Raw genomic sequence first — 25,065 nt, 5'->3', positions numbered from 1 at the left:
AGGCATCCCAGGACGTCGGGCGTCAAGCGGGCCGGGAGTCACCCCCGCCGCACCCGCCCCGCGATCCGGCGGCCCAGCCGCCCCAGGGCGCTGACCCGGTTCCAGTCGCGGAAGGCGTCGGCCCGGCCGCTGCTGCCCGTGCGGCCCACCGTCTCCTCGACCTCCGCCACGGCTTCGGCCGACAGGGCGCGTACGGCGGGGCGCAGGACGTCGTCGAGGAGGGCTGCGGCCACCGGCGGCCAGGCGCGGCCCGCGTGCGGGTGGGCCGTCCAGACGGTGAAGCAGTCCGCCGCGTAGGCGGGCTGGGTGCGCAGCCGCGCCCGTACGGTCTCCGTCCGGGCGGCCCGGTCGTACGCGGCGATCAGCTCGGCGTCGTCGCCGTGGACGAAGTCGTACAGCTCCGCCCCCGGGCGGTCCGGGGCCAGCAGCCGTTCGACCAGGGCCGCGTGCGCCCGCTCCCGGAGCGCCGGTTCGACCGGCTCCGCCTGCGCGCACAGCGTGCGGACCCGCTCCGCCCAGCCGGGTTCCGGGGCGCCCGTGCGCAGTTCGCGGACGAGGACCAGCAGGTGGAGTCCTGCCCGCTCCCGGCCGCCGATCTCCTCGGGGAAGCCGCGCAGCAGGTCGTGGGCGAGCCCGGCCGCCTCGTCCGTGCCGGCGGCGGACGTGCCGGCAGCGGACGTGCCACCGGTGGACGTGCCGGCGGTGGGGGCGCCGGCGGCGGACGTGCCACCGGTGGACGCCCCGAGCGCCGCGTCCACCAGGCGCGCCCAGGTACCGGCCGCGCGGTGCGCGTCCGAGGTGGCCGCGTCCAGCAGCAGCCGGGCCTCCCCGACCGTCGGGGCCCGGTCCTCCCACACCAGGCCGGCCGCCGTGCGCAGGACCAGGGGCTCGGCGAAGGGGGAGAGGCCGGCCGCCCGCAGCACCCGGTGCCACACCGCCGCCCGGTCACCGCCCAGGGTCGCCATCGCCTCCGGCACCTCGGCGCACATCCGCAGATGCGGCAACGCCTGCGTACCCGTGAACGGCAGCGTGACCCGCTCCAGGAACCGGGCCACCGCCCCGGGGTCCTCGGGCGCGATCCGGTCCAGCGCGCCGAGCAGCGCCGTCCGCACCTCGAACTGCTCGTCCAGCAGCTCCAGCAGGGCCGGTGCGAAGCCCGGGGGGCCTTCGTGCGCCGCCGCCTCCGCCAGCAGAGCGGGCGCCAGCCGGTCAATGGCCCCTGGCAGCGACTCCCTGCCGTCCACGTCCAACAGCCGCGCCACCCGCAAGAGTTGTATGGTGCGCCCCACCGAGCGTGAGCCGACCGTGTCGGCCAGCTCGGTCAGGATCTCCGGACCCAGCCGCTCAGCGACCTCCGCCCCCTCCGGACCGGCGAACGCCTCCCGGTGCGGCAGCTCCAGCGAGCCGTTGCCGCCCCGTACCGCTTCCGTGACCAGCATCGCCGCGAGCGGGGCGGTCACCGCGGCCGGGCAACGGCCCTCCAGTGCGCCGAACAGCCGCCCGGCCGCGTCGAATTCGGGGCCCGTACGGTCGTCGACGGCGGGCGAGGTGAGGGCTTCCACCAACTGGCCCGTGCGCTTGGCGTCCAGCGCGTACGGGCGATCGGCGGCCCAGCCGGCCGCCGCCGCACGCCCGTCCGGCCCGAGCTCGACCCCCGCACACAGCGCGGTCACGGCCAACGGGCCCGCCGCGAACGGCTCCCCGGGCAGCTCCCGCGCCTCACCGAACAGCTCCGGCGACCGGCTCCGCCAGACCCGTGCCGCCGTCGCCGCCCACGCGTCGGCCGGGCCGACGTCGGCCGGAGGCGGCCCCGCGCACTCGTGCACCCGCAGCCCCGCGGCCCGTGCCTCCGCCGCGTCCTCGGGCCCCACCCCCACCACCCGCGACGGCGAACTCTCCGGCCGCCGGGTGTACGTGGTGAACGTCAGCCGCTCCGCGCTCTCCCTCGGCAGGGTGACCGACGCGAGCCCCAGCCACCGGGCCACGTCCGCGCACTGCCGCTCCACCAGCACCACCGGCCTGCCGCCGCTCGTCTCCGCGTCGCTCGCCCGGCGCAGATCCGCCAGCACGGCCGCGAGCCAGGGGCCGCGCGAGACGGCGAAGTCGTCGAGGCCCTCGGAGACCGCCGCCGGACCCGGCGGCAGCGTCAACGGGTCCGGTATCGCCCCGTCCGGCGTCACCGCCACCCAGTGCGGCGACCGCCACGCCTCGACCGGCAGCCGGTCGCCCGGCAGCGGAACCCCCGGCGGCAGGTGTACCGCGTGCGCGTGGAACCGTACGCCCGGCCCCGCGTGGCCGCCCGTGTCCCGTACCGGGGCCGAACGTGCCACCAGCCGACTGCCGTCGGACAGCACGAAGTATCCGAACGCCTGCGGCAGCGAGCGCAGTTCGTCGCCGGACGGCCGGTCCGGGACGCCCCCGGGAAACTCGTAGCGCACCAAGGGCTCGATCTCCGCCAGCAGCGCACCCGACACTCCTGGGCCGACCGCCGTGAACCGGCCCGCCGTTCCCTCGTCCCCCGGCGCGGCCGAGGTGTAGTGCACCTGTGCAAGGCTCATCTGTCGGCCCTCTTCGTCCTGCCGCGCCCGATCCCCGTGCCCTCCCCGTACGGCTGGGGTCGGGGGAAGAAGTCCGCAGCCGCGGGGGCGACGTTATCAAGGACGGGGACAGAATCCCTACGCTGCGTCAGGCGCTGCCCCGAGGGCCGTCGCGGGACGTGCGCCCGGCCGTGGTGTAGAAGACTGTGCGGGGGTGCGCCGGCCCGGGCGCACCGGAAGGGGGATGCGATGCGGCATGTGCCCGCTCTGCCGACGTACGACAAGGACGCGACCACCAGACTGCTGTGCTCGTCGGTGCACCTGGACGACGGGTTCGCCCGGTACGCGCACCAGGAGCTCTCGGGGGACCGCCTCACCGCCACCGGACTGCCGCTGGGCGTGAACCTGCTCGCGCTGGCGCGCCACGCGGCCCGCGCGACCCGGCGGACGGACCTCCGCGACCGCAGGCTGGCCTGGCTCTGCGCGGGTTGGTGGCTCGCCGTGCTGAGCGCGGTCGGCGGCCTGGTCGCAGGCTCGTCCGGCGTGGCGGCAGGGGCCGCCGCGCTTCTGCCGCTCGTGCTCGGCTGCTCCTGGTGGCTGGTGCGCCGGACCGAGGCCCAGGGGCGTGCCGCGGCCCTCGAAGCCCGCTTCTCCGCCACCCGCCCCCAGGACCTCGTACCCGAGGTGGCCGACGAGGTCGAGCAGCGGCTGCGCGCGCTGCGGCGGCCGAACATGATGCCGTACACCCGGAGCGCGGAGCGGGAGAACCCCTTCGTCGGCAGCGGGAGCAAGATCAAGGAGACGGTCTGGCAGCCGATCGACATCAGCCGCCCCGCGGACGCCCCCGGCGGCGGCAAGAAGACCCTGATCCCCTTCGACGCCGTCGACCTCCACACCTACCTGGCCCGGGAGCTGGGAAAACTCGCCGGCCTCGAAGGGCTGCGGGCGCAGAACCGGCTCTACGTGCTCGGACCCCAGGTCTACTACCTCGGCGACGAGGTGCTGCCGGACCGGCTGCGTCCGCCCAACAGCGAGATCCCGCCCCTTCTGGTCAAGGCGGGGCTCCTCAAACCCGGTGCGGGGACGCGTACCTACCTCAGCCTGGAACGGGTCGGCGAGGGCGGCCGGGTCATCGTCTCGATGCACCTGCGGGCCCGGCTCCAGCACCCCAGCCTCTCCTGGGAGGTCGCCGCCTACTGCATCCCCCCGGTGCACGCCCGCTACTACGGATCGGACTACCTCCCGCGCGACGGGTTCGAACGCGTCTGGAGCCTGATCCGGTTCGCCACCTCGCACACCTGGTCCGCGCTGACCGGAGCCCCCGGGCGGATCGCACGCCGCAACTCCGCGAACAGGCTGCGCGCCCGCGCACTGGAGAAGTGGCGCAAGGAGATCACCAAGAAGCGCGCGCTGTACGACTACGGCGCCACGGACAGCCTGCGCGAACGGGTCGCCTCATGGGACCAGCTCGGTCACTCGGAGCGCACGGACTCGCAGGACTTTCTCCACCGGCTCCAACAGGGGGTGCTCATCGCGACCGAGCGGTTCTTGACCGACCACAACGTGGACACCAGCTCCTTCGACCGGGCCCAGCAGGTCATCAACACCCAGACGTACAACATCTCCGGCGACATCACCGGCCCGTCGAACATCGGCAACAACGGACAGATCTCCGCCGCTTACGGCCAGGGACCCCAGGCGCCGGCGGCCGCCGGGGGCGGCTCTCCCTGAGCCCCGGCACCACCCGACCGACCACCAGCCCTGGCACCACGCGACCGACCACCAGGAGAGACATGAGCACCTACAACTTCCACGGCGACATCTCCGGCCCGAGCAACTTCGGTGACAACGGAAAGATCCAGGTCACCTACGGCACACCCCCGGCCGAAGCGCTGAAGCTCGCCGCCGACCTCGTACAGCTCGTGCGCCGGGATACGGCACGGCCGGAGCTCGCCGCGCAGGCGGAGATCGTGCGCGGAGAGCTGGTCCGGGCGGGGGAGGAGGGGCGCCCCGCCGACCAAGGGCGGATTCGGCAGGCGTTGGAGACCCTGACGGTGGGGCTCGCGGCGGGCAGCGGCGGGATCGCCCTGGCGCAGGAGATCGGGCAGCTGCTCGGGCTCTGACCCAGCTCTTCGGGCCGTACGGCGTGGCCTCCGGGGAAGCGTCCCGGCGGCCACGCCTACTCGGCTCACTTCGCGTGGACCGCTGCCTGGGCCCCGCCGAGATCGAGTCGCAGGCCCGCCCGGAGCGGAACGGTCTGGCCCGGGGCGATCTCCTGCGAGGTGCCGTCGGAACGCGTGCCGGTCCAGCTCGTCGACGAACGGTTCGCCAGCCCGAACTTGCCCGGCCTGCTGGGGTGTTCGGTCAGCTCGGCCACCAGGGTGGCGTCGCTGTAGTCGTGGCGTGACGGCTCCGGCGCCAGGTGATGCTCATGGACGCGGGCTGCCCGTCGCAGCCGGACATGGCGCTCGGACCGGGGCAGGCGGGTGATGATGCTCAGCCGGGGCGGCAGGACCAGGGCACTGCGGCAGGACCAGCAGGACCCGGCGGTGGTCGCCCCGGGCTGCGTCATGTTCTGGCGGCCGCAGTCGGCGCAGTCCACGACCGCGTCCAGGACGGACCGCAGCGCGTCCCGCCACTGCGATTCGCGCACCCGGGCGGTCGGCTCGTGCAGCCCCACGGTGAAGTTGTGCGTGAAGAGGTCCTGGAGAGCCGGAGGAGCCGCCGCCCAGGTGTCCAGGACCGTGGACTGTTCGACGGGGTCGGGGCTGTTCGCCGTGTCGTCGGGGTCGAAGACGAACAGGGGCCGCTTCCCGTACAGCCGCTTCTCCGCCGCCTCGTCGAGACAGTGGATCTCCAACTCCTGCCTGCCCTTCAACGGGTGATGGTTCATCAGAAGCATGAAGAGGAGCACGGACAGCGAGTGCAGATCCGACTGGGTGCCGGGTCTGGCCCCCGGCTCGGCGCGCACCAGCTCCGGCGCCATGAACTCCATCGTCCCCGAGATCCCGCTGCTGTCCCCTTCGACCACGGCGTTGTCGTTGTCGCAGACCAGGACGTCGCCCGTGGCCGGGTCGAAGAAGATGTTGCCCCAGGAGATGTCCCGGTAGGCGATTCCCCGGGAGTGCAGGGCCTGGTAGGCCTCCACCGTGTAGAGGGCGGCGGTCAGCAGGGTGCGCGTCGTGGTCCGCAGCCTGCGGCGGAAGAGGTCCGGCAGCCCCTTGAACCGGTCCGGGCGCAGATCCATCAGATAGCCGAACGCCCCCGTGCCGGAGGGCACGTACGCCGTGGGCCAGAGGAATCGGTCGTCGTCGAAGTCCCGGGTCACCAGCTCCCGTACGATCGCGTCCTGCTCGGGCGTCGCGCAGGACGGGTAGTACCACTTGAGGGCGCGTTCGCCGGAGGGGGTCTCCACCCGGTACACCTCCCCCTGGCCGCCGGCTCCGAGCATGTCGATGACGCGGACGGACTCCCCGTCATCGGCGGTGAGGTGCGTTCCTCCGTCGAGCATGCCGCTCATGCGTCACTCCGTCGTTCGTCCGCCGCGGCGCTGTCGTCCGCCGCGATGAGGTCGGGCCGCCGGGCAGCGACCAGGGTCGTGTCGTCACCGGAGTAGCGGGCCGCTTCGGCCAGCCATCCGGGCAGGGCGTCGCGTACGCCGTCGGTGCGGCCGTCCTTCGAGAGCCGCTGGTCCAGGCCGGTCATGAACTGGGTGAAGCCCTCGTCGGACGCGAAGCTCTTGGACAGGCCGTCGGTCGACAGGGCGATCATCCGCGGGGTGCGGTCCGGTGCGACGACCGGGGCCCAGTGCACCCGGATCATCTTCCATGCCTGGCGGCTGCAGAGGGATTCGGTCTCGTCGCCGAGATCCGCCTCCACCGGTGCCAGCGGCAGCGCGATCGCTCCGTCGGCGTCGGTCACCGTCAGCTCGCCGTCGCCGAGCTGCCAGGCCGCGAACATCCGCGGGGTGAGCACCGCACCGACCAGCGTGGCCCCGTACAGCAGCAGCTTCTGGTCCTTGCGGGGCGGCTCGGCCGCCGGGTCCACCGTCCCCCGGTTGTGGTCCCAGTGGGCGAGCACCCTCTCCTGCCAGGCGGCCACCAGCTGCCGGGGCAGCTCGTTGCGCGCGTAGTTCATGAGCCAGCTCAGGCTGGGTGCTCCGTCCGGCCCCTCGGCGCGGGCCAGTTGGGCGAACGTACGGGCCTGGTGGCCGAACAGGTCGACAGCACAGCGCGCCCCGATCTCGCTGCGGGCGTGCACCGCCGAGCCATGGCCGTCCGCCACCGAGAGGATCAACGGATCACCTTCCGTCCCGGATCCCTCGGCGGCGTACCAGTCCTGGTTGATCTGTTTGTTCACTCCCCGCACGCTGTGCTCGAGCGTCTCCCACAGCGGCTGCTCAGGAGCGCTCACCAGACGTCGTCATCGTCGTCGTCCAACTGCGGTGGCGCGTACTGCGGCTGCTTGACCGTGATGTCGGACGGGCCGGCCACCGGCTGCGACGCGGCCTTGACCGCGGCGGTCGACGCCCAGCGGATCGCCGCCGCCAACTGCTTGGGACTGTTGGCGTCCAACGGCTGGAGCTCGGGGTTGCCCAGGAACTCCTGGAGGACACTGCGATCGGCGTCCGCCCCGATCGCGATGGCCACCCGCACGGCCTTCCTGCCCCACGGGGTGGCGTCCAGCGCGCGCAGACCCGCCTTCCAGTCGTCCGTCGGCACCCCGTCGGAGACCAGGGCCAGCACGGGTTTCAGGGCCCGCTGCGGCATCGGCGGCGTCTGGAGCTCCCGGGAGACCACCTCGAGCGCCTCGCCCAGGTTGGTCGTGCCGTCGACCTGGACGTCCTGCCAGGTGAAGTCGTCGACCGGCACCGGGTCCTTGTGGTGCCACCGCGTCTCCGTGGAGAACGTCAGCGTACGCAGCAGGAGCTGGGCCGCCGGGTTGTCATGGGCGACCGACCGCATCTCGGGAACCGCCTCCCGGATCGCGTAGTTGAGCTGTCCGATCTTCTCGCCCTGCATGGAGTAGGAGCAGTCCAGCAGCCAGATGAAGTGGACCGGCCGGTTCGCCATGGGACCGCCGGGAATGTCACTCACTCGAAGCCCTCCTTGTCATGGTGTGCACGTCCTCGTTCCGTGGTGCGTACGTGGTGTCGTCACTCGCCGAGCGCCTCGGTCACCTGGTCGTCGAGGAGAACCCAACCCCAGGCCAGCAGCCCGACGAGGACCGCCAGGCAGGCGAGGACGAACAGGGTGAGGAGCAGCCGACGCCCCCGCGCGATGTTCGGCGTAACGACCGGCATAGCCGTGAACCGTCTCTCTCTTCTCGGACCTGACCGACCTTAACGACCGCGTCCGGCTCCGTCAGCGGGTTGAACGATCTTGTGCGGGGGCATCGCGCGGGTGCGGCACGGACCCGGTCGGCAGCTCCTCGCGACCCCCCTCGGGCAGCAGCTTGCCGACGCGCAGTCCGGTGCGGGCGAGGATCCACAGCACCGCCTCCGCGGCCCGCTGCTGCTCGCTGACCAGCGGACCCGTCCCGGTGGCTGCGTAGGCGCTGAGCGCCCAGAACCGCCGGGTCCGGAACCGGTGCCCGATGTCCCGGACCAAGGGGTCCAGGCCGACCGTGGCCAGCCAGGGGCCGACCCCCGTCGGGGGGACCCGCAGACGCTCGATCCGGTCCAGGACGTCCCGCTTCGTGACCACCACCGCCAACGGCAGCCGGCCACGCCGCCGTCGTCCGGCCAGCGCCGAGAGCTCACCGGTGAAGGTCTGGTACGTCTGCCACGGACCCGGATCCGACGGATGGGCCGCGCGTGCCAGCTCCTCCTCCTCCGCCGAGAGGGAACGGCGCACCTGGGGGTCGGCCAGGACGTCGACGGCCAGGATCACGCCGTCGGCGTGGGCCAGATACTCCTGGCGGCGCGTGGAGTCCACGTCGTACAGCGACTCACCCATCGGGTCGTAGAGGTACAGCAGCCGGCGTCTGCGGCGGTGGGTGACCCGCAGCATCAGGGCGCGAGGCTGGCCGCCCTGAGTCTTGCGCACCCAACCGGCGTTCTTGAGCTGGCTGTTCAGATCGACCACGTCACGCCGGTCGTCGGCCGTCGCGAACGACACCTTCGGCGCGCCCCGCCCGCCCCCCGCGTGCAGCCCGGCGACCGCGGCCGCCATCAGCATCGTCTTGCCCGACGAGGTCCCACCGATGACCGGTACGTGCACGATGCGCTCCCGGCCGATCCCGGCCGGCAGCGGCCGGTCGCAGTGCGGGCACTCGACGGCGAGCCGGTCGCGCCCGGCCGACGAGACGGCGACGATCCGGCGCCCGCAGGCGCAGACGTGCCACAGCGCACCGAACCTGCCCGGGCGCAGCTCCCGGTGGGCCGATCCGCAGCCGGGACAGCGGTGCACGGCGAGCGGGAAGGGCCGGTAGCACCCGGGGTACGGGCACTTCATCCGGATCCGCCGCACCAGGGCGCCGGCCCGGTCCGCACCGCGCAGCACGGCGACCCCGGCGACCGCGGCCAGCCCCACCAGCCCGACCAGCAGCCACATCACCAGGTGGATCAGCACCATGACGGCCGAGACCAGGAGCGCCCCGGCGATCGCGCCCAGCGCGGTGCCCGGGGCCACGAGGACGAACCCGAGGCGGGCGAGCCAGTGGCCGCCGTAACCGGTGGAGGGCTGCCGTCCCGTGAACATGCGCCGGGCCGTGACGGCCATCCAGCGGCCCAGCAACCGGCGCCGGATGACCGAGGCGGCGGCCCGGGTGGAGGTGGACGCGTCCACCCACATGAGCCGGGACCAGTACGCGCGCTGCGCGGGCTCGGATCCGACGGGCGGGACCCGGGGATCGGGAGTGCCCGGGGTCCGGGGGCCGAGGACCTTCACGGAGGCGCCGAGCGCCAGGGCGAGGAACTCCCAGAACGCGCGGAACAGGCACACACCCGCCCCGACGGCCACCGTCAGCCAGACCGCCGCCCCGGCCGGCCCGCCCATCAGACGCCACCGTCCCGGTCGCGGTCCCCGAAGCCCCGACGGCGGGACGACGCCTTGCCCGGACGGCCGTCCCGCCCGCCGAACCGCAGCCCGAGCCGGCCCAGAGCACCGGGCCGGTTCCAGGCGCGGAAGTCCTCCGCGTGCCGTGCGCCCCTCGTGGAGAGCGCCGTCTCGACGGCCGCCAGATCCTCCGCGCTCAGCGCCCGCGCCGCCGGACGCAGCACCCCGTCCAGCAGGGCGCCGCGGACCCGGCCCCAGCCGCCGCCCGCCTGGGGGTGGGCGTTCCAGCCGACGAAGAGGTCCGCGAAGTAGTCCGGGTCGCGCAGCAGCCTGCTCCCCACCTCCTCGGCCCGGGCCGCCCGTTCGTAGGCCGCGCAGAGGTCGGCGTCGCCGCTGCGGATCAGGGCGTCCAGCTCGTGGCCCACGCCGTGGTCGGTCAGCAGACGGTGCGCGAGAACGCCGAAGACGCGCTCCAGCACCGGCGGGTTCACCGGTTCCGCACTCCTCCGCAGGCCGAGAACCCGGTCGACCCAGCCGGGCGGAGCGGCGCCCGCCCGCAGGTCGCGCGAGAAGTCCAGCAGCAGGAGCGCCGCCCGGTCGCGGTCCTGGAGTTGCTCGGGGAAGGCCTTGAGGAGGTCGTGCGCGAGCTCGTCCGCCTGCGGGTCCCCAGGCCGGCCGTGGAGGGCGGCCGTCACGAGGAACGGCCAGGTCCCCGCCGCGTGGTGGAGCCCCGCGCCCCTCTCCAGCAGGTCGTACCTGGCCTCCTCCGGCGTCGGCGCGGTGGAGCCCCACACCAGGCGGTAGGCGATGCGGAGAAGCGGCGGACGCGCGAGGACGGAGACGCCCGCCGCCTCCAGCACGGCCCGCAGCTCACGGGTCCGGTCCCCGTCCGTGCCCCCGGCCGGGCGACGGGCCGCCCAGCCGCACATGCGCAGATACGGCAGGGCCTCGCCGCTCTCCAGCGGTACAGGAGCGCGCTCCAGGAGCACGGTGACGGTGGCCGGACCGGCCTGGGCCGCCGCTTCGAGCTCCCGCAGCAGGGCGCTGTGGAGGCCGGGCAGCTCCGGGAGGGCCTCGTGGAGCCCACCCCCGTACACGGACGGATCGGCCAGCAGCGCCGACGCCAGCCGGTGGGCGAGCAGCGGTACCAGGTCGGAGCAGTCCACATCGAGGAGACCGGCCACCCGCAGCAGCCGCAGCGGGCGCGCGAAGCCGCTCTCCGCGTCCTCGATCCCGGCCCGCAGCTCCGGACCCAGCTCGGCGGCGAGCTGCCGGGCCACCTGGTCGGTCAGCGTCTCGCGGCGCGGCGGGCGTACCGGATCGGCGGAGCGGACGGCGGCGACCAGCAGCCGGGCGGCGAGCGGGGCGGCGGCCTCCGCCCGCAGGTTGCCTCCCACCCGTGCGAACAGCTCGGCCAGCGCGGTGATCTCGGCCGCCGGCGCCGCCTCCTGCCGGGGTGTCGCCAGGGTGTGGACGAGCCGGTCCAGATCCTCGCCGTCCAGCTCGGCGGGGTGCTCGCACACCCACTGCGCCGCCGCCGTGCGATGCGGCGCCGGCAGCTCGATACCGGCGCACAGCGCGAGCGCCGCCACGGGGCCGGCGGTGAACGGGTCTCCCGGGAGCTGATGGGCGTGATGGAGGAGCCCGAAGGCGCCGGCCGACCACATCCGGGCGGCGGCCACGGCCCAGAGGCTCGGCTCCGGCCCGTCCGGGACGGGCGGGACGGCACAGTCGTGGACCCGGTAGCGGCGCCCCGAACCGGCGAGCCCGTGGGCGTCGTCCGGCAGGACACCGATGATGCGCTGCCCGGCGAGGTGCGGGCGCCGGGAGTAGGTGGTGAACGTCAGCCGGTGGGCGTCGTCCCGGGGGAGCACCGCGCTTGCCAGGGCCACCCAGCGCGCGACATCGGCGCTGTCCCGCTCCACGAGGACGACCTGTGGGGCTGCTTCGTCCTCGGCCTGGCGCTGGAGGTCGGTGAAGACGGCGGCGAGCCAGGGCTCCCTGGAGACGGCGAAGGCGACCAGCCCGGCCGGGTCCAGCAGCGCGGAGGGCGGCAGGGCGGCCAGGGCCGGCGGTGCGCCTGACTCGGGAGTGGCGGTGGCCCAGCCGGGGGACTCCCAGGCGCTGACGGGCAGGGCCCGGTCCGGCAGATACCGGCCCGGGGCCAGGTGCACCGCGTGGGCGTGGAAGTTGCCCCAGCGCCCGCTGTAATCGGCGCCCGTGTAGACCGTGCGGGCCAGCAGTCTGCTTCCGTCCGACAGCTCGCTGTAACTGAACGCCGTGGGAAAGGCGCCGAGTTCGGCCGGGGACGGGCGGGACGGGGCGTTCCGGGGTGGCTCGTACCCGATGATCTGCTCCGCCTCCCGGAGCACCGCCTGCGGCAGCCCCGGGGTGAGCGCGGTGAAGCGGAAGCCCGAGCCGTCCGGGCCGGGCGGCGCCGAGGTGTAGTGCAGCTGTCCCAGGCTCATGAGCCGGCCTTCCCCGTGCGGTCCCGGCTCTCCGGCCGGCTCCTGCGCACCTGGATCAGGCCGCGCCGCCCCAGCAGCCAGAGCAGCGGGTCCTCCACCCGCAGGGGCTGTGGTCCCGACTTCGGTGCGTCGGCCGGTGCGCCGGCGGGCGGCGGAGCGCCCAGCGCGGAGAGGCCGAAGTACGACAGTTCGGCGAAGTCGTTCTCCAGTTGGCGGCAGAGCACCCCGGAGTCCCAGTCGCTCAGCAGGGACCGCAGCTCCTCGTGTACGGCGAGCCGGTCGTCGTCGTCCTGTTCGCCGCCGGTGTGATCGGCGTTGCGCAGCAGCGGCGAATGCGACCCGAGCAGCGGCCTCAGCGCGTCCGTCTTCGTCACGGCGACGGCCATCGGTGTGGTGACCCGGCCCCGCGACACACTCCGTCCGTGGGAGCGCAGTTGGGCGGCGAGGCCGGCGGCGATCTGCTGCGGGGACGTCTCGACGGCGGGCAGCGGCGGGCCGTCGGCGGTCGCGCTGCGGTCGCGCACCGAACCCATCTGGAGCGGGTCGACGAGCAGGATGATGCCGTCGGCGGCCGCCAGGTACTGGGTGTATCTGGCCATCGCCTCCTCGCTCTTGAGGTCCTCGCCCGCCGCGTCGAAGAACACCAGGGTGGTGTGTCTGCTGCCCTTGGCGTACCGGCCCCGGCGCGGCACGCTCAGCCGGTAGAGCAGCGGGTCGTTGAAGCCCATCGCCGCCGGGCGCGTCGTGTCGGGGAGCCGCAGCCGTTCGTAGAGGTCCTCCTCCATCTCCCGGTCGCGGCGCTGGGTCTCGGCACCCATCGCCGGCAGGGAGATGTCGTACTCCCGGCCCACCCGGCCCCGGAGTTCGTTGACGAGCACCGACACATAGGTGCTCTTGCCGGAGGCCTTGGCGCCCACCAGGGCGATGATGCGGCTGTCCTGGTCGCAGTACTCGCTGGGGAAGTCGTTGTGACAGCCGCGGCAGACCCGCACCGAGGTGGCCACCCCGCAACGGGGGCACGGCTGCCGGGTCGAGGAGCCCCGAAGGGCCGCGAGCGTGCGGGGCGCGGGGAAGACCGGTCCGCGCAGCCGCCGCGACGGCGGCATGCCCGGCCCCATGAAGCCGGCCCATACGTCGTCGGGTTCGGCGTCGCACGGGTCGCCGCCGCGTACCCCGGTGGCCATCATCAGGCAGCGGTACGGCAGGCGCGCGGCCGGTGCGCGGTCGAAGCAGTAGGGACAGATGACGCTCGTCATGTCAGCGCACCACCAGGGTCGGGGGAGAGGGCTCGTCGAGTCGTACGTCGGCGGCTCCGTCGCCGAGGAGGAAACCGCGCAGGACGTAGGGCGGCCGGAGGTCCGCCGGCACCGGCAGCTCGACGGGACTGCCGGCGGACAACGCGCCACCGTCGAGCCGGAGCAGGGTCCTCCCGTCGGTGTGGTCGAGCGGCCGGATCGGGGCGCGCCCGCCGCCCGCCCTCGCCACCAGGACGAACTCCGGCAGCCGGTCAGGTGCTTCACCCGCACAGGACAGGGCGACCCGTAGCAGCGCGGGCCCGCGACGCAGCCCTCGGCGGGGGCCGGGAACGATGCGGTAGCTGACGGAGATGTCCGCGGGGACGGCGGTCGCGCTGCCGGGCGGAGGGACCACCACCGCGTCCGCCGTGCGAGGGGCGGCGGAGAGTGCGACGGTGAAGGCGGAGGGCGGCACGTCCATGTACAGCCCCTCCCGGACGTAAGTGCTGCGGGTCACGCGGTGCGAGGAGCTCACGCCGTCCTGTTCCACGGTGGCCGCCACCTGGCCCGTCTCCGCCGGCCAGTCGAAGGTGACGCGGGCCCGGCCCCCGCCGACCCGCTCCACGCGCACCCCGGCCACGGCGGGCGGGCACTCGACGAGCAGGCCGGGACCCGCCACGGCGTGCGGTCCGAGAACGGCCAGGGCGGACACCCGGGTGACGGAGCCCGGGGGAGGCGCCAGGCCGTCCGCCACCGCCTCCCAGGACAGCGGAGCGGGCCAGGGTGCCGCCGGGTCGTGGGTCAGCTCGGTCCCCGGTTCCGGCGGATCGGCCGGCCAGCAGACGAGGCGCACGTCCGCGTCCTGTCCGCCGCTCCAGGTGAACCGGACGGACCCCCGGCCCGCCGTGGCATCGAGCCGGTGCACGGGAGCGGGCCAGGGGCGGACGGTGATGTGACGGTCCGTGCCCGCCGACTCGACCACGCTGGCGTCCGGCGACCGGTAGCGGCAGTGGACGCGGAGCACGTACGTACCGACGTCCAGGCCGGTCGCGGTCAGCGCGCCCGGACGTACCCCGACGCCGTCCACCCGCCCGTCGGGGCCGTCGAGCACGACCCGTACGTCCAGCGCCCCCGACGGCTCGGTCCACGCGGCGTCGATACGGCCCGGCCCCGTGCTGGACCGCAACGCGGACACCTCCGGGGCGACGAGCAGGACGTCGGAGACCACGGGAGGGCCGTCGACCAGGCCGTCCCGCAGCGGGAACACGGCGTAGCGGACCTCCTGGCCGAACGGCGGGTCCCGGTCCACCCAGCCGACCGCCGAGGAGGCGCCGGCGATCTCGGCGATTACGGCCGGCCCGCCCGGGACCCGGGTCAGCCGGACGACCTGCCGCTCGGGCGTCGCGTCGGCGGGCGATGGCGATGGCGATGGCGATGGCGAAGGCGAAGGCGATGGCGAAGGCGAAGGCGATGGCGATGGCGAAGGACGGAGCGACAACGCCACGGCATCCGACACGTGACGGGCGGTCAGTACAGCGCCGGGCCCCGCGCTCCCCTCGACCGCCGGTCGGTACAGCCGTACGAGGGCGAGCCGGGCGCGGGGGCAGTCGGAGGCCAGCCGGGCGGCCTTGAGGAAGCCGTCCTCGGCCGCACGGGCATCGCCCGACCGCTCGGCCTCCTGCGCGGCTTCGAGGGCGACGTCGGCTTCCCTCGCGCGTGCGGCGATGTCCGCGAACCGCCGCCGCAGCAGCGCGTCGCCCCCGCCCCCCGCCGGGAGCAGGGACGCCAGCCCGGCGGCACGCCGCACCCTCCCGATGTCCCAGGAGTCCTCCAACTCCTCCGCCGCACGCCGTTGTTCGCCAGTGAGGCGGTGGCAGGCGGCCGCCGCACGGACGAGGGCGGCCGCCTCCGTCGGGCAGACCCCCAGGGAGACGGCGGTTCCGGGCTCGGAGTGCCGCGGGTGGGCCTGGAGCAGTTCGACGAGCTGGTACAGGAGGATACGGCGCAGGGCAGCGGGGTCCTGGAGCTGCACCGTCTCCAGCCGGGCGAGGAGCGGACGGTACGCCTCACCGCGCAAGGCGCCGATCCGACGGAGCCGATCGGGGCCGATGTGCTGCCAGCGGCGCCCGGCGCCCTCCTCGAAGAGCCCGTCGAGCACCCGCAGCCCCCGCCCGCGCTCCACCAACGCGTCGCCGATGTGCCTTAGACCCAGGGCCTGTTGCTGGGCCTGGACGTGCTGGTACCCCGTGACGAGCGGGGAGAGCGGCAGCCCCCGCAGGGCACGAAGCGGCCCGAGATCGTGCCCGAACTCCAACCCCACCCTGCGCCCCCGTGCTCACTACGCGTGTTCTCCCCGCCCATCCCAGCAGATCCGGGGCGCTCGCGGCGGCGTTTCCCCATCATGTGGCCCGAGCGGCACGGATCGTCCGCCCGGTGCTCCGGAGACCGCCCGAGGGGGGCCCGGCGCCCCAGGGGGTGCCACGCATGTCCCGACGAGGTAACAGTCCCTCATCGGCACCCGCCTGCCACGCCGGACGATCCTATGATCGACGCGGCGTCGAGGAGGAACGGGGAAACGTTGTGACCTGTCACGTGCCGTTAGGAAGGGGCCGGTACGCCCTGCCCCTGGCCCTGGTGACCGCGCTGCTCGCCGGCTGCTCCGGCGCGGCGGACGACCCGGGGGAAGCGGAGAAGCGCGACGCCTCGATGAGCGCGGGCGCGAGCCCGGACCCCGCCGGCGGCACCGGTGCCGGGCCGTCGCCCGACGCCTCGCCCGTACCCGACCCCGCCCGGCTCCCGAAGACCCGGGCCCAGGCGCGCGACCTCATCGGCCGCGTCATCGCCGGCCCCGACAGCTTCGGCCCCGGAGTGGTGAAGCGGAGCCCGTACGAGAGCGACCCCGCGACCTGGCCCGTGCTCGGCGAGGACTGTGTCTGGCAGCAGCAGAAGCCCGCGTACAGCGTCCTGGCCACCCTCACCCGGTCGTTCGAGCTGCCCGCCGAGGCGGGAAAGGGGCCGGTGCGCCTCGGCGCCGTCGTCACCGTGCACCGTACCCGCGAGGACGCCGCCTGGGAGATGGCGGAGTCGATCGAGGAGAGCATGCGCTGCCCCACCCAGGAACTGCGCGAGGGCGAGACGATCGGATCCATGGTCGCCGCGGGCCTCCTCGGCGGCGAGAGCACCCAGAACAGCTCCGAGGACTTCCTCAACGAGATGGGGGAGTACCGGAGCTCCGAACTGGGCGGGCCGCACCACTACTCCTGGCAGCAGGCGCAGAGCCTCCAGTTCACCGTCGCCGTGACCGGCAAGGGGGCGAAGGGGCGCACCGAGGACGAGATCGACACCCTGGTCGACGAGGCGCAGGGCACCATGCTGTCCCGGCTCGAAGACGCCGTCGAGAAGCAGAGCTGAGGCCCGGCGATGGACGATCTGCGACCTACTGATCCCGCCCGCATCGGCGGCCACCGGCTCCTGGGCCGCCTCGGAGCGGGCGGCATGGGCGTCGTCTACCTCGGGCGCACCGACGCCGGCGCGCTCGCCGCGATCAAGGTGATCCTCCCCGAACTCGCGGGGGACGAGGACTTCCGGACCCGCTTCCGCCGCGAGACCGAGGCGGCCCGCCGGGTCGACAGTCCCTGGGCCGTGTCCGTCACCGGCGCCGACACCGAGAGCGAACGCCCGTGGCTCGCAACGGAGTTCGTTCCCGGGCCCACGCTTTCCGACGTCGTCGCCCGGCGCGGGCCGCTGCCCGTGCGCAGCGTCATGGTCCTCGGCCGGCTGCTCGCCCGCGCCCTGACCGCCGTGCACGGAGCCGGGCTCGTCCACCGCGACGTCAAACCCGGCAACGTCCTGCTGACGGCCGCCGGCCCCCGGCTGATCGACTTCGGGATCGCCCGCGCCGCCGACGCCACCGCGCTGACCGCCACCGGACTCGTCGTCGGCACCCCCGGATTCCTCCCGCCCGAGCAGGTGTCCGGGAACACCGCGGGACCGGCCGGGGACCTCTTCTCGCTCGGCTGCCTGCTGGCGTACGCGGCCACCGGCCGGCCGCCGTTCGGCAGCGGAGCGGTCGACGCTCTGCTCTACCGGACCGTCCACGACGCGCCCGACCTCGACGGGATCGACGACGCCCACCTGCGCGCGGTCCTGGACCGGTGCCTCGCCAAGGACCCCGGTGCGCGTCCGGCCGCCGCCGACCTCGACACCCTGATAGCCGAGGACGTACCGGCCGACCCCACCGCCGACTGGCTGCCCGAGGACGTCGTCCGGATCATCGCGGAACGGTCCGCCGCCGTGCTGGCCCTGCCCGGCATCGACCCCACCGTCGCCGAGGAGCCCGGCCCGCCGGAACCCGCCCCCGGCCGGCGGCGGTTCCTGCTCCTCGCGGCGGGCGGGGCGGTGGCCCTCGGCGCGGGCGCCTTCGCCGCCGTACGCCTCACCGGCGACGAGCCCGACGGCGGCGGGGACGGAGCTCCCGGCGCACGCCGCTGGATCATCGGCGTGCACGCCGACCTCACCGGCCCCCTGAGCGCCGCCGGACGTGCCCAGGAACGCGGCGCCCGGCTCGCCGTCGACCGCTTCAACTCCCTCGACGACCAGCCGTTCCGGCTCGCCGTGAAAGTCCTCGACGACCAGGGGGACCCGGCCCGGTCCGCCCGCGTCGCCGAGGAGTTCGCCCGCGACCCGGAGATCGTCGCCGTCATCGGCCCGACGGGCGACGCGGCGGCCGGGGCGGCCCTGGCCGCGTACGACGAGGCGGTGCTGCCGGTCCTGACGGTGTCGGCCCTCCAGATCTCCTTCCCCGCCCGGGCCAACGGCTCCTTCTTCCAGGCCGCCCCCTCCTACGCCTCGCTCTGCGTCCCCATCGTCCACCGCCTCCTGCTCCGCCCCGATGTCGAGCGGCTGGGCATCCTGATCGACCGGTCCGGCGGTCAGACGGCCTACCAGGCGGGCTATACGACGAACCTGATGACGCCCAGCCTCACCACCGGCACCACGCACCCCCGGGTGGTGCCCGCCGGGACGACCGTCTTCGACCCGGTCGTCACCGACCTCCTCTCCCACCGGAGCGACGCCCTCTTCTACGCCGGTGACGCGGCCGGCGCCTCCCGGGTCGCCCGCATCCTGGCCGACCTCTCCTTCCCCGGACCGCGCATGGCCCAGCACACCGTCATGGGGCCGGAGTTCCTGGAACAGGCGGGCGCGGCGGCCGACGGCTGGGAGTTCGTCGCACCGTTCACCGACGCGAGCGCCCCGGCCGCCGCGACGTTCGCCGCCGCCCACCGCAAGCGCTTCGGCGCGGCCCCCGCCGCCTGGTCGGCCGAGGCGTACGACGTGACGGGGCTCGTCGCCCGCGAACTGGCCGCCCTGGCCGACCGGGCGGGGCAGAGAGCGAAGCCGGGCGCCGGGCCGCCCAAGAGCGGCCGCCCCACCCGCTCCCAGCTCACCGCCGCGATCGCCGCCGCCCGGTACGAGGGGATCTCCCGCCCGTACGCGTTCGACGAGAAGCGTCAGCGACTCGTCGGCCAGGAAGCCCATTTGTACCGGGTGGAGAAGGGCCGCCACCGCTATCTCGGCCCGGCCCCGAAGCCGAAGAGCTGACGTGCGGCCCCTCACCACCGAAGACCCCCGCACCGTCGGCCCGTACCGCACGCTCGTCCGGCTCGGCGCCGGCGGCATGGGGGTGGTCTACCTGGCGCGAACGGCGGGCGGGGCGCTCGCCGCCGTCAAGGTGATCCGGGCCGAGCACGCCGCCGATCCCGGCTTCCGCGCCCGCTTCCGGCGCGAGGCCGAGGCCGCCGCCCGGATCAGCGGACCGTGGGTGGTCCCGGTGCTCGGCGCGGATACCGAGGCCCGCGAGCCGTGGCTGGCGACCGCGTTCGTCCCCGGACCCTCGCTGGCCGAGGTGGTGGGCGCCGGCGGCGCGCTGCCCACGTCCACCGTCCGGGCGCTCGGAAGCCGGCTCGCCGCGGCGCTCGTCGCAGTCCACGAGGCCGGGCTGATCCACCGCGACGTCAAACCCGGCAACGTGCTCCTCGCCCTCGACGGCCCCCGCCTCATCGACTTCGGGATCGCCCGCCACGAGGGCGCCACCGCACTCACCGCCACCGACGCGGTGATCGGCACGCCCGGCTACCTCGCCCCCGAACAGGCGTCGGCCGGGCCGGTGGGACCGGCGTGCGACGTGTTCTCCCTCGGCTGCGTCCTGGTGTACGCGGCGACGGGCCGGCGGCCGTTCGGTGAGGGCGGCGCGGCCGGCGCGGCCGGCGTGCTGTTCCGTACGGTCCACGAGGAGCCGGACCTGGCGGGTGTACCGCCCGAGTTGCTGCCCCTGATCGCCGCCTGCCTGAGCAAGGACCCGGCCGCCCGGCCGTCGGCGAGCCGGATCGGCGACGACCTGGAGGCGGCCGGGGGAGGGAACCGCGGCCGGTCGGGGAAGAGCCCGGGGCCGGTCCCGCTCCGGCCGCCGGACCCCCGTGCGGCCTGGGCTCCCCGAGCGGCCCCGGGTGGGACTCCGGGAGTGGCCCGGGACGGGGCTTCCGGGGGCGGTGCGCGCGACGGAGCCTCCGGGGCGGCTCCGGACGGGGCTGCTGGGGTCGTGCCGGGCGGGGCTCCGGGGGTGGCTGCTGGGGTCGTGCCGGGCGGGGCTTCGGGGGTGGCTGCCGAGGCCGTACTGGACGGGGCTCCGGACGCGGGTGCCGAGGCCGTACCGGGCGGGGCTCCGGCCGTGGAGCCGGACACCGCCTCGCCCCCGGGGTCCTGGTTCGTGTCGCCCGGGCTCTCCGCGCTGATCGCCGCACGTTCCGCGGCCGCCCTCGCGCTGCCGGACCCCGAGCCGCTGCCCGCCACCCTGGCCCCGGACGAGGACGGAGCAGCACCGTCGGCGGCGGCCCTCACGCGGCGGCGGCTCCTGATCGCCGGTGCGGCCGGGGCCGTCGTGGTCACCGGCGGCTCCACCGCGGCGTGGCTCGCCGGGCGGCGGTCCGCCGGGGCCGCGTCGGGCTCCGGCACACCGCCCACGTACACGATCGGGCTCCATGCCGACCTCAGCGGGCCCGGCCGCGCCGCCGGGCTGGCGCACCAGCGCGGCGTACGGCTCGCGGTCGCCGATCACAACGCTCGTACCGATACGGCATTCCGCCTCGCGCTGCGGACCGAGGACGATGCCGGGGACCCGCGCCGGGCGCTGCGGGCGGCCGACCGGCTGGGCGCCGACCCCGACGTCATCGCCGCGGTCGGGCCCACCGGCACCGTGCTGGCCGGGGACGTCGTCCAGCGGTACGGGGAGGCGCGGCTCGCCCTGGTCGTCGTCGCGGCGGGCTCCACCACGGCGTCCGGGACGGCCGCCCACCTCTGCGTGACCCGCCCGTACGACCGCATGCTCGCCCCGGGCCTCACCGGCTACGTCGTCCAGACCCGCCCCGCCGAGCGCGTCCTCCTCGTCCAGGACAGCGGCGGCGCCGGCCTCGGCGGACAACTGGGCAGCGCGTTCCGCGACATCCCGCCGGCCGACGCCACTCTCATCGAACACGCGCTCCCACAGGGCGACGCCGGCTTCGGCGCGGCCGCACGCAAGGCCATGACCAGCGGGGCGAACGCCGTGGTGCTCGCGAGCGCCGACGCGACCCGGGCCGCCCGCCTGGCCACCGCGCTGGCGGGCGAGGGTTTCACCGGCAGCAGGGTCGCCGCCGGACCCGCCCTCGGGCCCGCCTTCCTCGACGGGGCGGGCGAGGCCGCCGAGGGCTGGGTCTTCGCCGAGGCGTACGCCGACCCCATGGCCCTCCCCTCGGCCGGGAAGTTCACCGCAGCCCACCGCGAACGCTTCGGCGCACCCCCGGGCACCTGGGCCGCCGAGGCGTACGATGCGGTCGGCCTGATCGCCCGCGCCGCCGGGACCACCAGCGCCTCGGGGGAGGTGCGCAGCGGCATCGCCGGGCGGCTCGTCCGTACCGAGCACCGGGGGATCGTGCGCCCGCTCGCTTTCCACCCGTCGACCCGCCAGGTGCTGCGGTACGAGAACGGGATCTTCCTCTACCGGATCGAGAAGGGCCGCCCTCGCTTCCTGGGCCCGTTCGGCGACGTGTAGCCGCCGCGGCGGAGGCCGGTGACCGCCGCCACGGCGGAGCCCCGGCGACGGCAGCGGTCGGTGAAGCCACGGCCAGGCGTGAAGATCTCCTGCGGCCGTGCTTAAGAAATCCTCGATGGACCCGGGCCCCGTCGTACGGCAGATTTCTCCGTGACGGCCGAGGATGGCGCATGGAGCCGTACGACGTGCAGCGATATGTCGTGCAGCCGTACGTCGTGGAGCCGTGCGACGTGCAGCCGTAGTACGTCGTGGAGCCGCGCGACGAGCTCCGTCCCGTCCCGCCGCGCCCCGCCATGGGGGCGACCACCCGAAAACCACCCCGGGCCGCAGGGTTCTTCCGACTTGCCCCGAGGCCCGGGGTATCCACTCGCGTACCGACGTCAGGGAGCCGCAGCCGTGAAGGCACTCGTCAAGCAGAAGGCCGAACCCGGACTGTGGCTGATGGATGTGCCGGAGCCGGAGTACGGCCCCACCGACGTCCTGATCAAGGTCCTGCGCACCGGTATCTGCGGTACCGACCTGCACATCCGCGCCTATGACGGCTGGGCCCAGCAGGCGGTCACCACCCCGCTGATCCTCGGCCACGAGTTCGCCGGCGAGGTCGCCGCGACCGGCTCCGACGTCGCGGACATCGCCGTCGGCGACCTGGTCAGCGGCGAGGGCCACCTCGTCTGCGGCAAGTGCCGCAACTGTCTCGCCGGCCGCCGCCACCTCTGCCGCTCCACCGTCGGCCTCGGCGTCGGCCGGGACGGGGCGTTCGCCGAGTACGTGGTCCTGCCCGCCTCCAACGTGTGGGTGCACCGGACCCCCGTCGACCTCGACATCGCGGCGATCTTCGACCCGTTCGGCAACGCCGTGCACACCGCGCTGTCCTTCCCGCTCGTCGGCGAGGACGTCCTGATCACCGGCGCCGGACCGATCGGCATCATGGCCGCCGCCGTCGCCAGGCACGCCGGGGCCCGCAACGTCGTCATCACCGACGTCAGCGAGGCCCGCCTCGCGCTGGCCCGCAAGGTCGGCGTCAGCCTCGCCCTCAACGTCGCGGACCGGACCATCGCCGACGGGCAGCGGGAGCTGGGACTGCGCGAGGGCTTCGATATCGGTCTGGAGATGTCCGGCCGCCCCGAGGCGATGCGCGACATGGTCGCGAACATGACGCACGGCGGCCGCATCGCGATGCTCGGCCTGCCCGCCGAGGAGTTCCCCGTCGACTGGTCCCGCATCGTCACCTCGATGATCACCATCAAGGGGATCTACGGCCGCGAGATGTACGAGACCTGGTACGCCATGTCCGTCCTGCTGGAGGGCGGCCTCGACCTCGCCCCCGTGATCACCGGCCGGTACGGCTTCCGCGACTTCGAAGCGGCCTTCGACGACGCCGCGAGCGGCCTCGGCGGCAAGGTCATCCTCGACTGGACCGTCTGACCGCCGGACGCGTCTGACCGCCGGACGCGTCTGACCGCCCGACGCGCCTGACCGCCGGACGCGCCTGATCTCCCGACCGCCCTCCGCCCTTGATCCCTTAAGGAATCCGCATGTTCGACTCCGTACGCGACGACCTGCGCACCACCCTCGACGAGATCCGCGCCGCCGGGCTGCACAAGCCCGAGCGCGTGATCGGCACCCCGCAGTCCGCGACCGTGGCCGTCACCTCCGGCGGGCGCGCGGGCGAGGTCCTCAACTTCTGCGCCAACAACTACCTGGGCCTCGCCGACCACCCCGAGGTCATCGCCGCCGCGCACGAGGCGCTGGACCGCTGGGGCTACGGGATGGCCTCGGTCCGCTTCATCTGCGGTACCCAGGAGGTCCACAAGGAGCTGGAGCAGCGGCTCTCGGCCTTCCTCGGCCAGGAGGACACGATCCTCTACTCCTCCTGCTTCGACGCCAACGGCGGCGTCTTCGAGACGCTGCTGGGCCCCGAGGACGCCGTCATCTCCGACGCCCTCAACCACGCCTCCATCATCGACGGCATCCGGCTCTCCAAGGCCGAGCGCCACCGCTACGCCAACCGCGACATGGGCGAGCTGGAGACGCGGCTCAAGGAGGCGTCCGGGGCCCGCCGCCGCCTCATCGTCACCGACGGCGTCTTTTCCATGGACGGCTACGTCGCCCCTCTTCAGGAGATCTGCGACCTGGCCGACCGCTACGACGCCATGGTCATGGTCGACGACTCGCACGCCGTTGGCTTCGTCGGCCCCGGTGGACGCGGCACGCCCGAACTGCACGGCGTCATGGACCGGGTCGACATCATCACCGGCACCCTCGGCAAGGCGCTCGGTGGAGCCTCCGGCGGTTACGTCGCGGCCCGCGCGGAGATCGTCGCCCTGCTGCGCCAGCGCTCGCGCCCCTACCTCTTCTCCAACTCCCTCGCCCCGGTCATCGCCGCCGCCTCCCTCAAGGTCATCGACCTGCTGGAGTCCGCCGGCGACCTGCGCGAGCAGCTCAACGCCAACACCGACCTCTTCCGCACCCGGATGACCGAGGAGGGCTTCGACGTCCTGCCGGGCGACCATGCCATCGCCCCCGTCATGATCGGGGACGCGGGCAAGGCCGGCCGGATGGCGGAACTGCTCCTGGAGCGCGGGGTGTACGTGATCGGCTTCTCCTACCCCGTCGTCCCGCAGGACGCGGCCCGGATCCGCGTCCAGCTCTCCGCCGCCCACTCCACGGCCGACGTCAACCGCGCGGTGGACGCGTTCGTCGACGCGCGGGCCGCCCTGGACGCGGAGGCGTAACCGCTCACCGGGTCGGGCACTTGCCGCGACCTGGGACAATGGGCACATGATCGATGCGCGGCGGCTGCGAATCCTCCGTGCGGTGGCCGACCACCGCACGGTGACCGCGGCCGCCGCCGCGTTGTACCTGACGCCCTCCGCCGTCTCCCAGCAGCTCGCCGCCCTGGAGCAGGAGACCGGCCACCGCCTCGTCGAACGCGGTGCGCGCGGCACCCGGCTCACGGCCGCCGGGGAGATCCTGCTGAGCCACACCAACGTGGTCCTGGCCCAGCTGGAGCGAGCGGAGGCGGAGCTGGCCGACTACAGCGCGGGCGTCGCCGGTACGGTCACGGTCGCCGCGTTCGCCACCGGCATCGGCCTCGTCCTCGCCCCCGCCCTCACCGAGCTGGCCCGCACCGCGCCCGGCATCCGGGTCAGGGTCCAGGACGCGGAGGGCGACGCGAGCGTGCCGATGGTGCTGGACCGGCAGGTCGATGTGGCGGTGGCCGTCGAATACCGGGGCGCCCCCGCCGAGGACGACCGCCGCCTGACCCGCGTCCCCCTGTACTCGGAGCCGTTCGACGCGGTGCTCCCGGTGGGCCACCGCCTCGCGGACCAGGACCAGGTGGCGGTCGCCGACCTCGCGAAGGACCCGTGGATCGGGCCCTACCCGGGCAACCCCTGCCATGACGTGGTGGTCCTGGCCTGCGAGTTCGCCGGGTTCGCCCCCCGCCTCGAGCACTCCTCGGACGACTTCCGCGCCGTGGTCGCCCTGGCCGGGGCCGACGCCGGGGTGGCCCTGGTGCCCCGGTCCGCGCTGCGCGGGATGGAGCTGACCGGGGTGGTCGTCCGCCCCGTGGAGGGCAGCGCCCCGACCCGCCGCGTCTTCGCGGCCGTACGACAGGGGGCCGAGGGCCATCCGCTGATCCGGCCGGTGCTGGACGCGATGGAGGCGGTGGCCGTACGGGAAGCGGGCCTGGCGCGGGTCTGAATCCGGACCCGCCCAGCCCCGCCCGACGCTCGGCTC

General features: G+C 74.5%; 17 protein-coding genes. 8 read left to right on the top strand and 9 right to left on the bottom strand.

Annotation, left to right across the window (positions count from 1 at the left end; translation table 11 throughout):
* Window positions 1-38: 38 nt before the first annotated feature.
* Entirely contained in the window at window positions 39-2,558 is a 2,520-nt protein-coding gene (locus N7925_RS06250) for a GTPase-associated protein 1-related protein (protein ID WP_274343297.1), read from the bottom strand.
* Window positions 2,559-2,786: 228 nt separating this feature from the next.
* On the opposite strand from N7925_RS06250, the gene N7925_RS06245 reads away from it, so the two are divergent.
* On the top strand, window positions 2,787-4,268 hold the full coding sequence (locus N7925_RS06245) for a hypothetical protein (RefSeq protein WP_274343296.1): 1,482 nt from the start codon (window positions 2,787-2,789) through the stop codon (window positions 4,266-4,268).
* Between the two features lie 62 nt (window positions 4,269-4,330).
* The gene (locus tag N7925_RS06240) at window positions 4,331-4,660 is read left to right on the top strand and encodes a hypothetical protein (protein ID WP_265598502.1); all 330 of its coding nucleotides are present in this window, start codon (window positions 4,331-4,333) and stop codon (window positions 4,658-4,660) included.
* A 65-nt stretch (window positions 4,661-4,725) separates the two neighbouring features.
* On the opposite strand, the gene N7925_RS06235 is transcribed toward N7925_RS06240, so the two are convergent.
* From N7925_RS06235 to N7925_RS06200, 8 genes are all read right to left on the bottom strand, one after another.
* Window positions 4,726-6,057, bottom strand: a complete 1,332-nt coding sequence (locus tag N7925_RS06235) for a protein kinase domain-containing protein (RefSeq protein WP_265598501.1) — start codon at window positions 6,055-6,057, stop codon at window positions 4,726-4,728.
* A complete protein-coding gene (locus N7925_RS06230; protein WP_274343295.1) occupies window positions 6,054-6,950 on the bottom strand; it encodes a protein phosphatase 2C domain-containing protein in 897 nt (298 codons plus the stop codon). Before N7925_RS06230 ends, N7925_RS06235 begins: the two co-directional genes overlap by 4 nt.
* The gene (locus N7925_RS06225; protein ID WP_274346406.1) at window positions 6,947-7,609 is read right to left on the bottom strand and encodes a vWA domain-containing protein; all 663 of its coding nucleotides are present in this window, start codon (window positions 7,607-7,609) and stop codon (window positions 6,947-6,949) included. The genes N7925_RS06230 and N7925_RS06225 overlap by 4 nt, the downstream gene beginning before the upstream one ends.
* A gap of 83 nt (window positions 7,610-7,692) precedes the next feature.
* Window positions 7,693-7,839, bottom strand: coding sequence for a hypothetical protein (locus N7925_RS06220; protein WP_274343294.1), 147 nt, complete (start codon window positions 7,837-7,839; stop codon window positions 7,693-7,695).
* 61 nt (window positions 7,840-7,900) lie between these two features.
* Window positions 7,901-9,535 carry a TRAFAC clade GTPase domain-containing protein gene (locus N7925_RS06215; RefSeq protein ID WP_274343293.1) on the bottom strand — a complete coding sequence of 545 codons (1,635 nt, stop codon included), beginning with the start codon at window positions 9,533-9,535 and terminating at the stop codon, window positions 7,901-7,903.
* Window positions 9,535-12,003 (bottom strand): GTPase-associated protein 1-related protein, encoded by a 2,469-nt coding sequence (locus N7925_RS06210; RefSeq protein WP_274343292.1) that lies wholly within the window; start codon window positions 12,001-12,003, stop codon window positions 9,535-9,537. The genes N7925_RS06215 and N7925_RS06210 overlap by 1 nt, the downstream gene beginning before the upstream one ends.
* Entirely contained in the window at window positions 12,000-13,259 is a 1,260-nt protein-coding gene (locus tag N7925_RS06205; RefSeq protein WP_265598496.1) for a TRAFAC clade GTPase domain-containing protein, read from the bottom strand. Before N7925_RS06205 ends, N7925_RS06210 begins: the two co-directional genes overlap by 4 nt.
* A gap of 1 nt (window position 13,260) precedes the next feature.
* Complete coding sequence (locus N7925_RS06200) at window positions 13,261-15,558, bottom strand: tetratricopeptide repeat protein (RefSeq protein ID WP_274343291.1); 2,298 nt, start codon at window positions 15,556-15,558, stop codon at window positions 13,261-13,263.
* A 314-nt stretch (window positions 15,559-15,872) separates the two neighbouring features.
* Here N7925_RS06200 and N7925_RS06195 point away from each other — a divergent pair, with 314 nt between their 5' ends.
* The 6 genes from N7925_RS06195 (at window position 15,873) to N7925_RS06170 (ending at window position 25,029) form a co-directional block, all read left to right on the top strand.
* Window positions 15,873-16,649, top strand: coding sequence for a hypothetical protein (locus N7925_RS06195; RefSeq protein ID WP_274346405.1), 777 nt, complete (start codon window positions 15,873-15,875; stop codon window positions 16,647-16,649).
* 9 nt (window positions 16,650-16,658) lie between these two features.
* A complete protein-coding gene (locus N7925_RS06190; RefSeq protein WP_274343290.1) occupies window positions 16,659-18,839 on the top strand; it encodes a bifunctional serine/threonine-protein kinase/ABC transporter substrate-binding protein in 2,181 nt (726 codons plus the stop codon).
* Between the two features lies 1 nt (window position 18,840).
* The gene (locus tag N7925_RS06185; protein WP_274343289.1) at window positions 18,841-21,324 is read left to right on the top strand and encodes a protein kinase domain-containing protein; all 2,484 of its coding nucleotides are present in this window, start codon (window positions 18,841-18,843) and stop codon (window positions 21,322-21,324) included.
* Window positions 21,325-21,720: 396 nt separating this feature from the next.
* Window positions 21,721-22,749: an L-threonine 3-dehydrogenase gene (gene tdh, locus N7925_RS06180; protein ID WP_265598492.1), complete on the top strand. Its 1,029-nt coding sequence runs from the start codon at window positions 21,721-21,723 to the stop codon at window positions 22,747-22,749.
* Window positions 22,750-22,859: 110 nt separating this feature from the next.
* Complete coding sequence (locus N7925_RS06175) at window positions 22,860-24,059, top strand: glycine C-acetyltransferase (RefSeq protein ID WP_274343288.1); 1,200 nt, start codon at window positions 22,860-22,862, stop codon at window positions 24,057-24,059.
* 46 nt (window positions 24,060-24,105) lie between these two features.
* On the top strand, window positions 24,106-25,029 hold the full coding sequence (locus N7925_RS06170; RefSeq protein ID WP_274343287.1) for a LysR family transcriptional regulator: 924 nt from the start codon (window positions 24,106-24,108) through the stop codon (window positions 25,027-25,029).
* Window positions 25,030-25,065 lie beyond the last annotated feature (36 nt).

The sequence above is a fragment of the Streptomyces sp. CA-278952 genome (assembly GCF_028747205.1).
Taxonomy (GTDB): Bacteria; Actinomycetota; Actinomycetes; order Streptomycetales; family Streptomycetaceae; genus Streptomyces.
Note: the sequence above shows the minus strand (reverse complement) of the source record. Positions and strands in the feature narration are given on the sequence as shown.

Coding starts and splice junctions, on each gene's coding strand:
- N7925_RS06250 (WP_274343297.1), bottom strand. CDS start 2,558: ATGAGCCTTGCACAGGTGCACTACACCTCGGCCGCGCCGGGGGACGAG.
- N7925_RS06220 (WP_274343294.1), bottom strand. CDS start 7,839: ATGCCGGTCGTTACGCCGAACATCGCGCGGGGGCGTCGGCTGCTCCTC.
- N7925_RS06240 (WP_265598502.1), top strand. CDS start 4,331: ATGAGCACCTACAACTTCCACGGCGACATCTCCGGCCCGAGCAACTTC.
- N7925_RS06170 (WP_274343287.1), top strand. CDS start 24,106: ATGATCGATGCGCGGCGGCTGCGAATCCTCCGTGCGGTGGCCGACCAC.
- N7925_RS06245 (WP_274343296.1), top strand. CDS start 2,787: ATGCGGCATGTGCCCGCTCTGCCGACGTACGACAAGGACGCGACCACC.
- N7925_RS06235 (WP_265598501.1), bottom strand. CDS start 6,057: ATGAGCGGCATGCTCGACGGAGGAACGCACCTCACCGCCGATGACGGG.
- N7925_RS06190 (WP_274343290.1), top strand. CDS start 16,659: ATGGACGATCTGCGACCTACTGATCCCGCCCGCATCGGCGGCCACCGG.
- N7925_RS06175 (WP_274343288.1), top strand. CDS start 22,860: ATGTTCGACTCCGTACGCGACGACCTGCGCACCACCCTCGACGAGATC.
- N7925_RS06225 (WP_274346406.1), bottom strand. CDS start 7,609: ATGGCGAACCGGCCGGTCCACTTCATCTGGCTGCTGGACTGCTCCTAC.
- N7925_RS06215 (WP_274343293.1), bottom strand. CDS start 9,535: ATGGGCGGGCCGGCCGGGGCGGCGGTCTGGCTGACGGTGGCCGTCGGG.
- N7925_RS06205 (WP_265598496.1), bottom strand. CDS start 13,259: ATGACGAGCGTCATCTGTCCCTACTGCTTCGACCGCGCACCGGCCGCG.
- N7925_RS06210 (WP_274343292.1), bottom strand. CDS start 12,003: ATGAGCCTGGGACAGCTGCACTACACCTCGGCGCCGCCCGGCCCGGAC.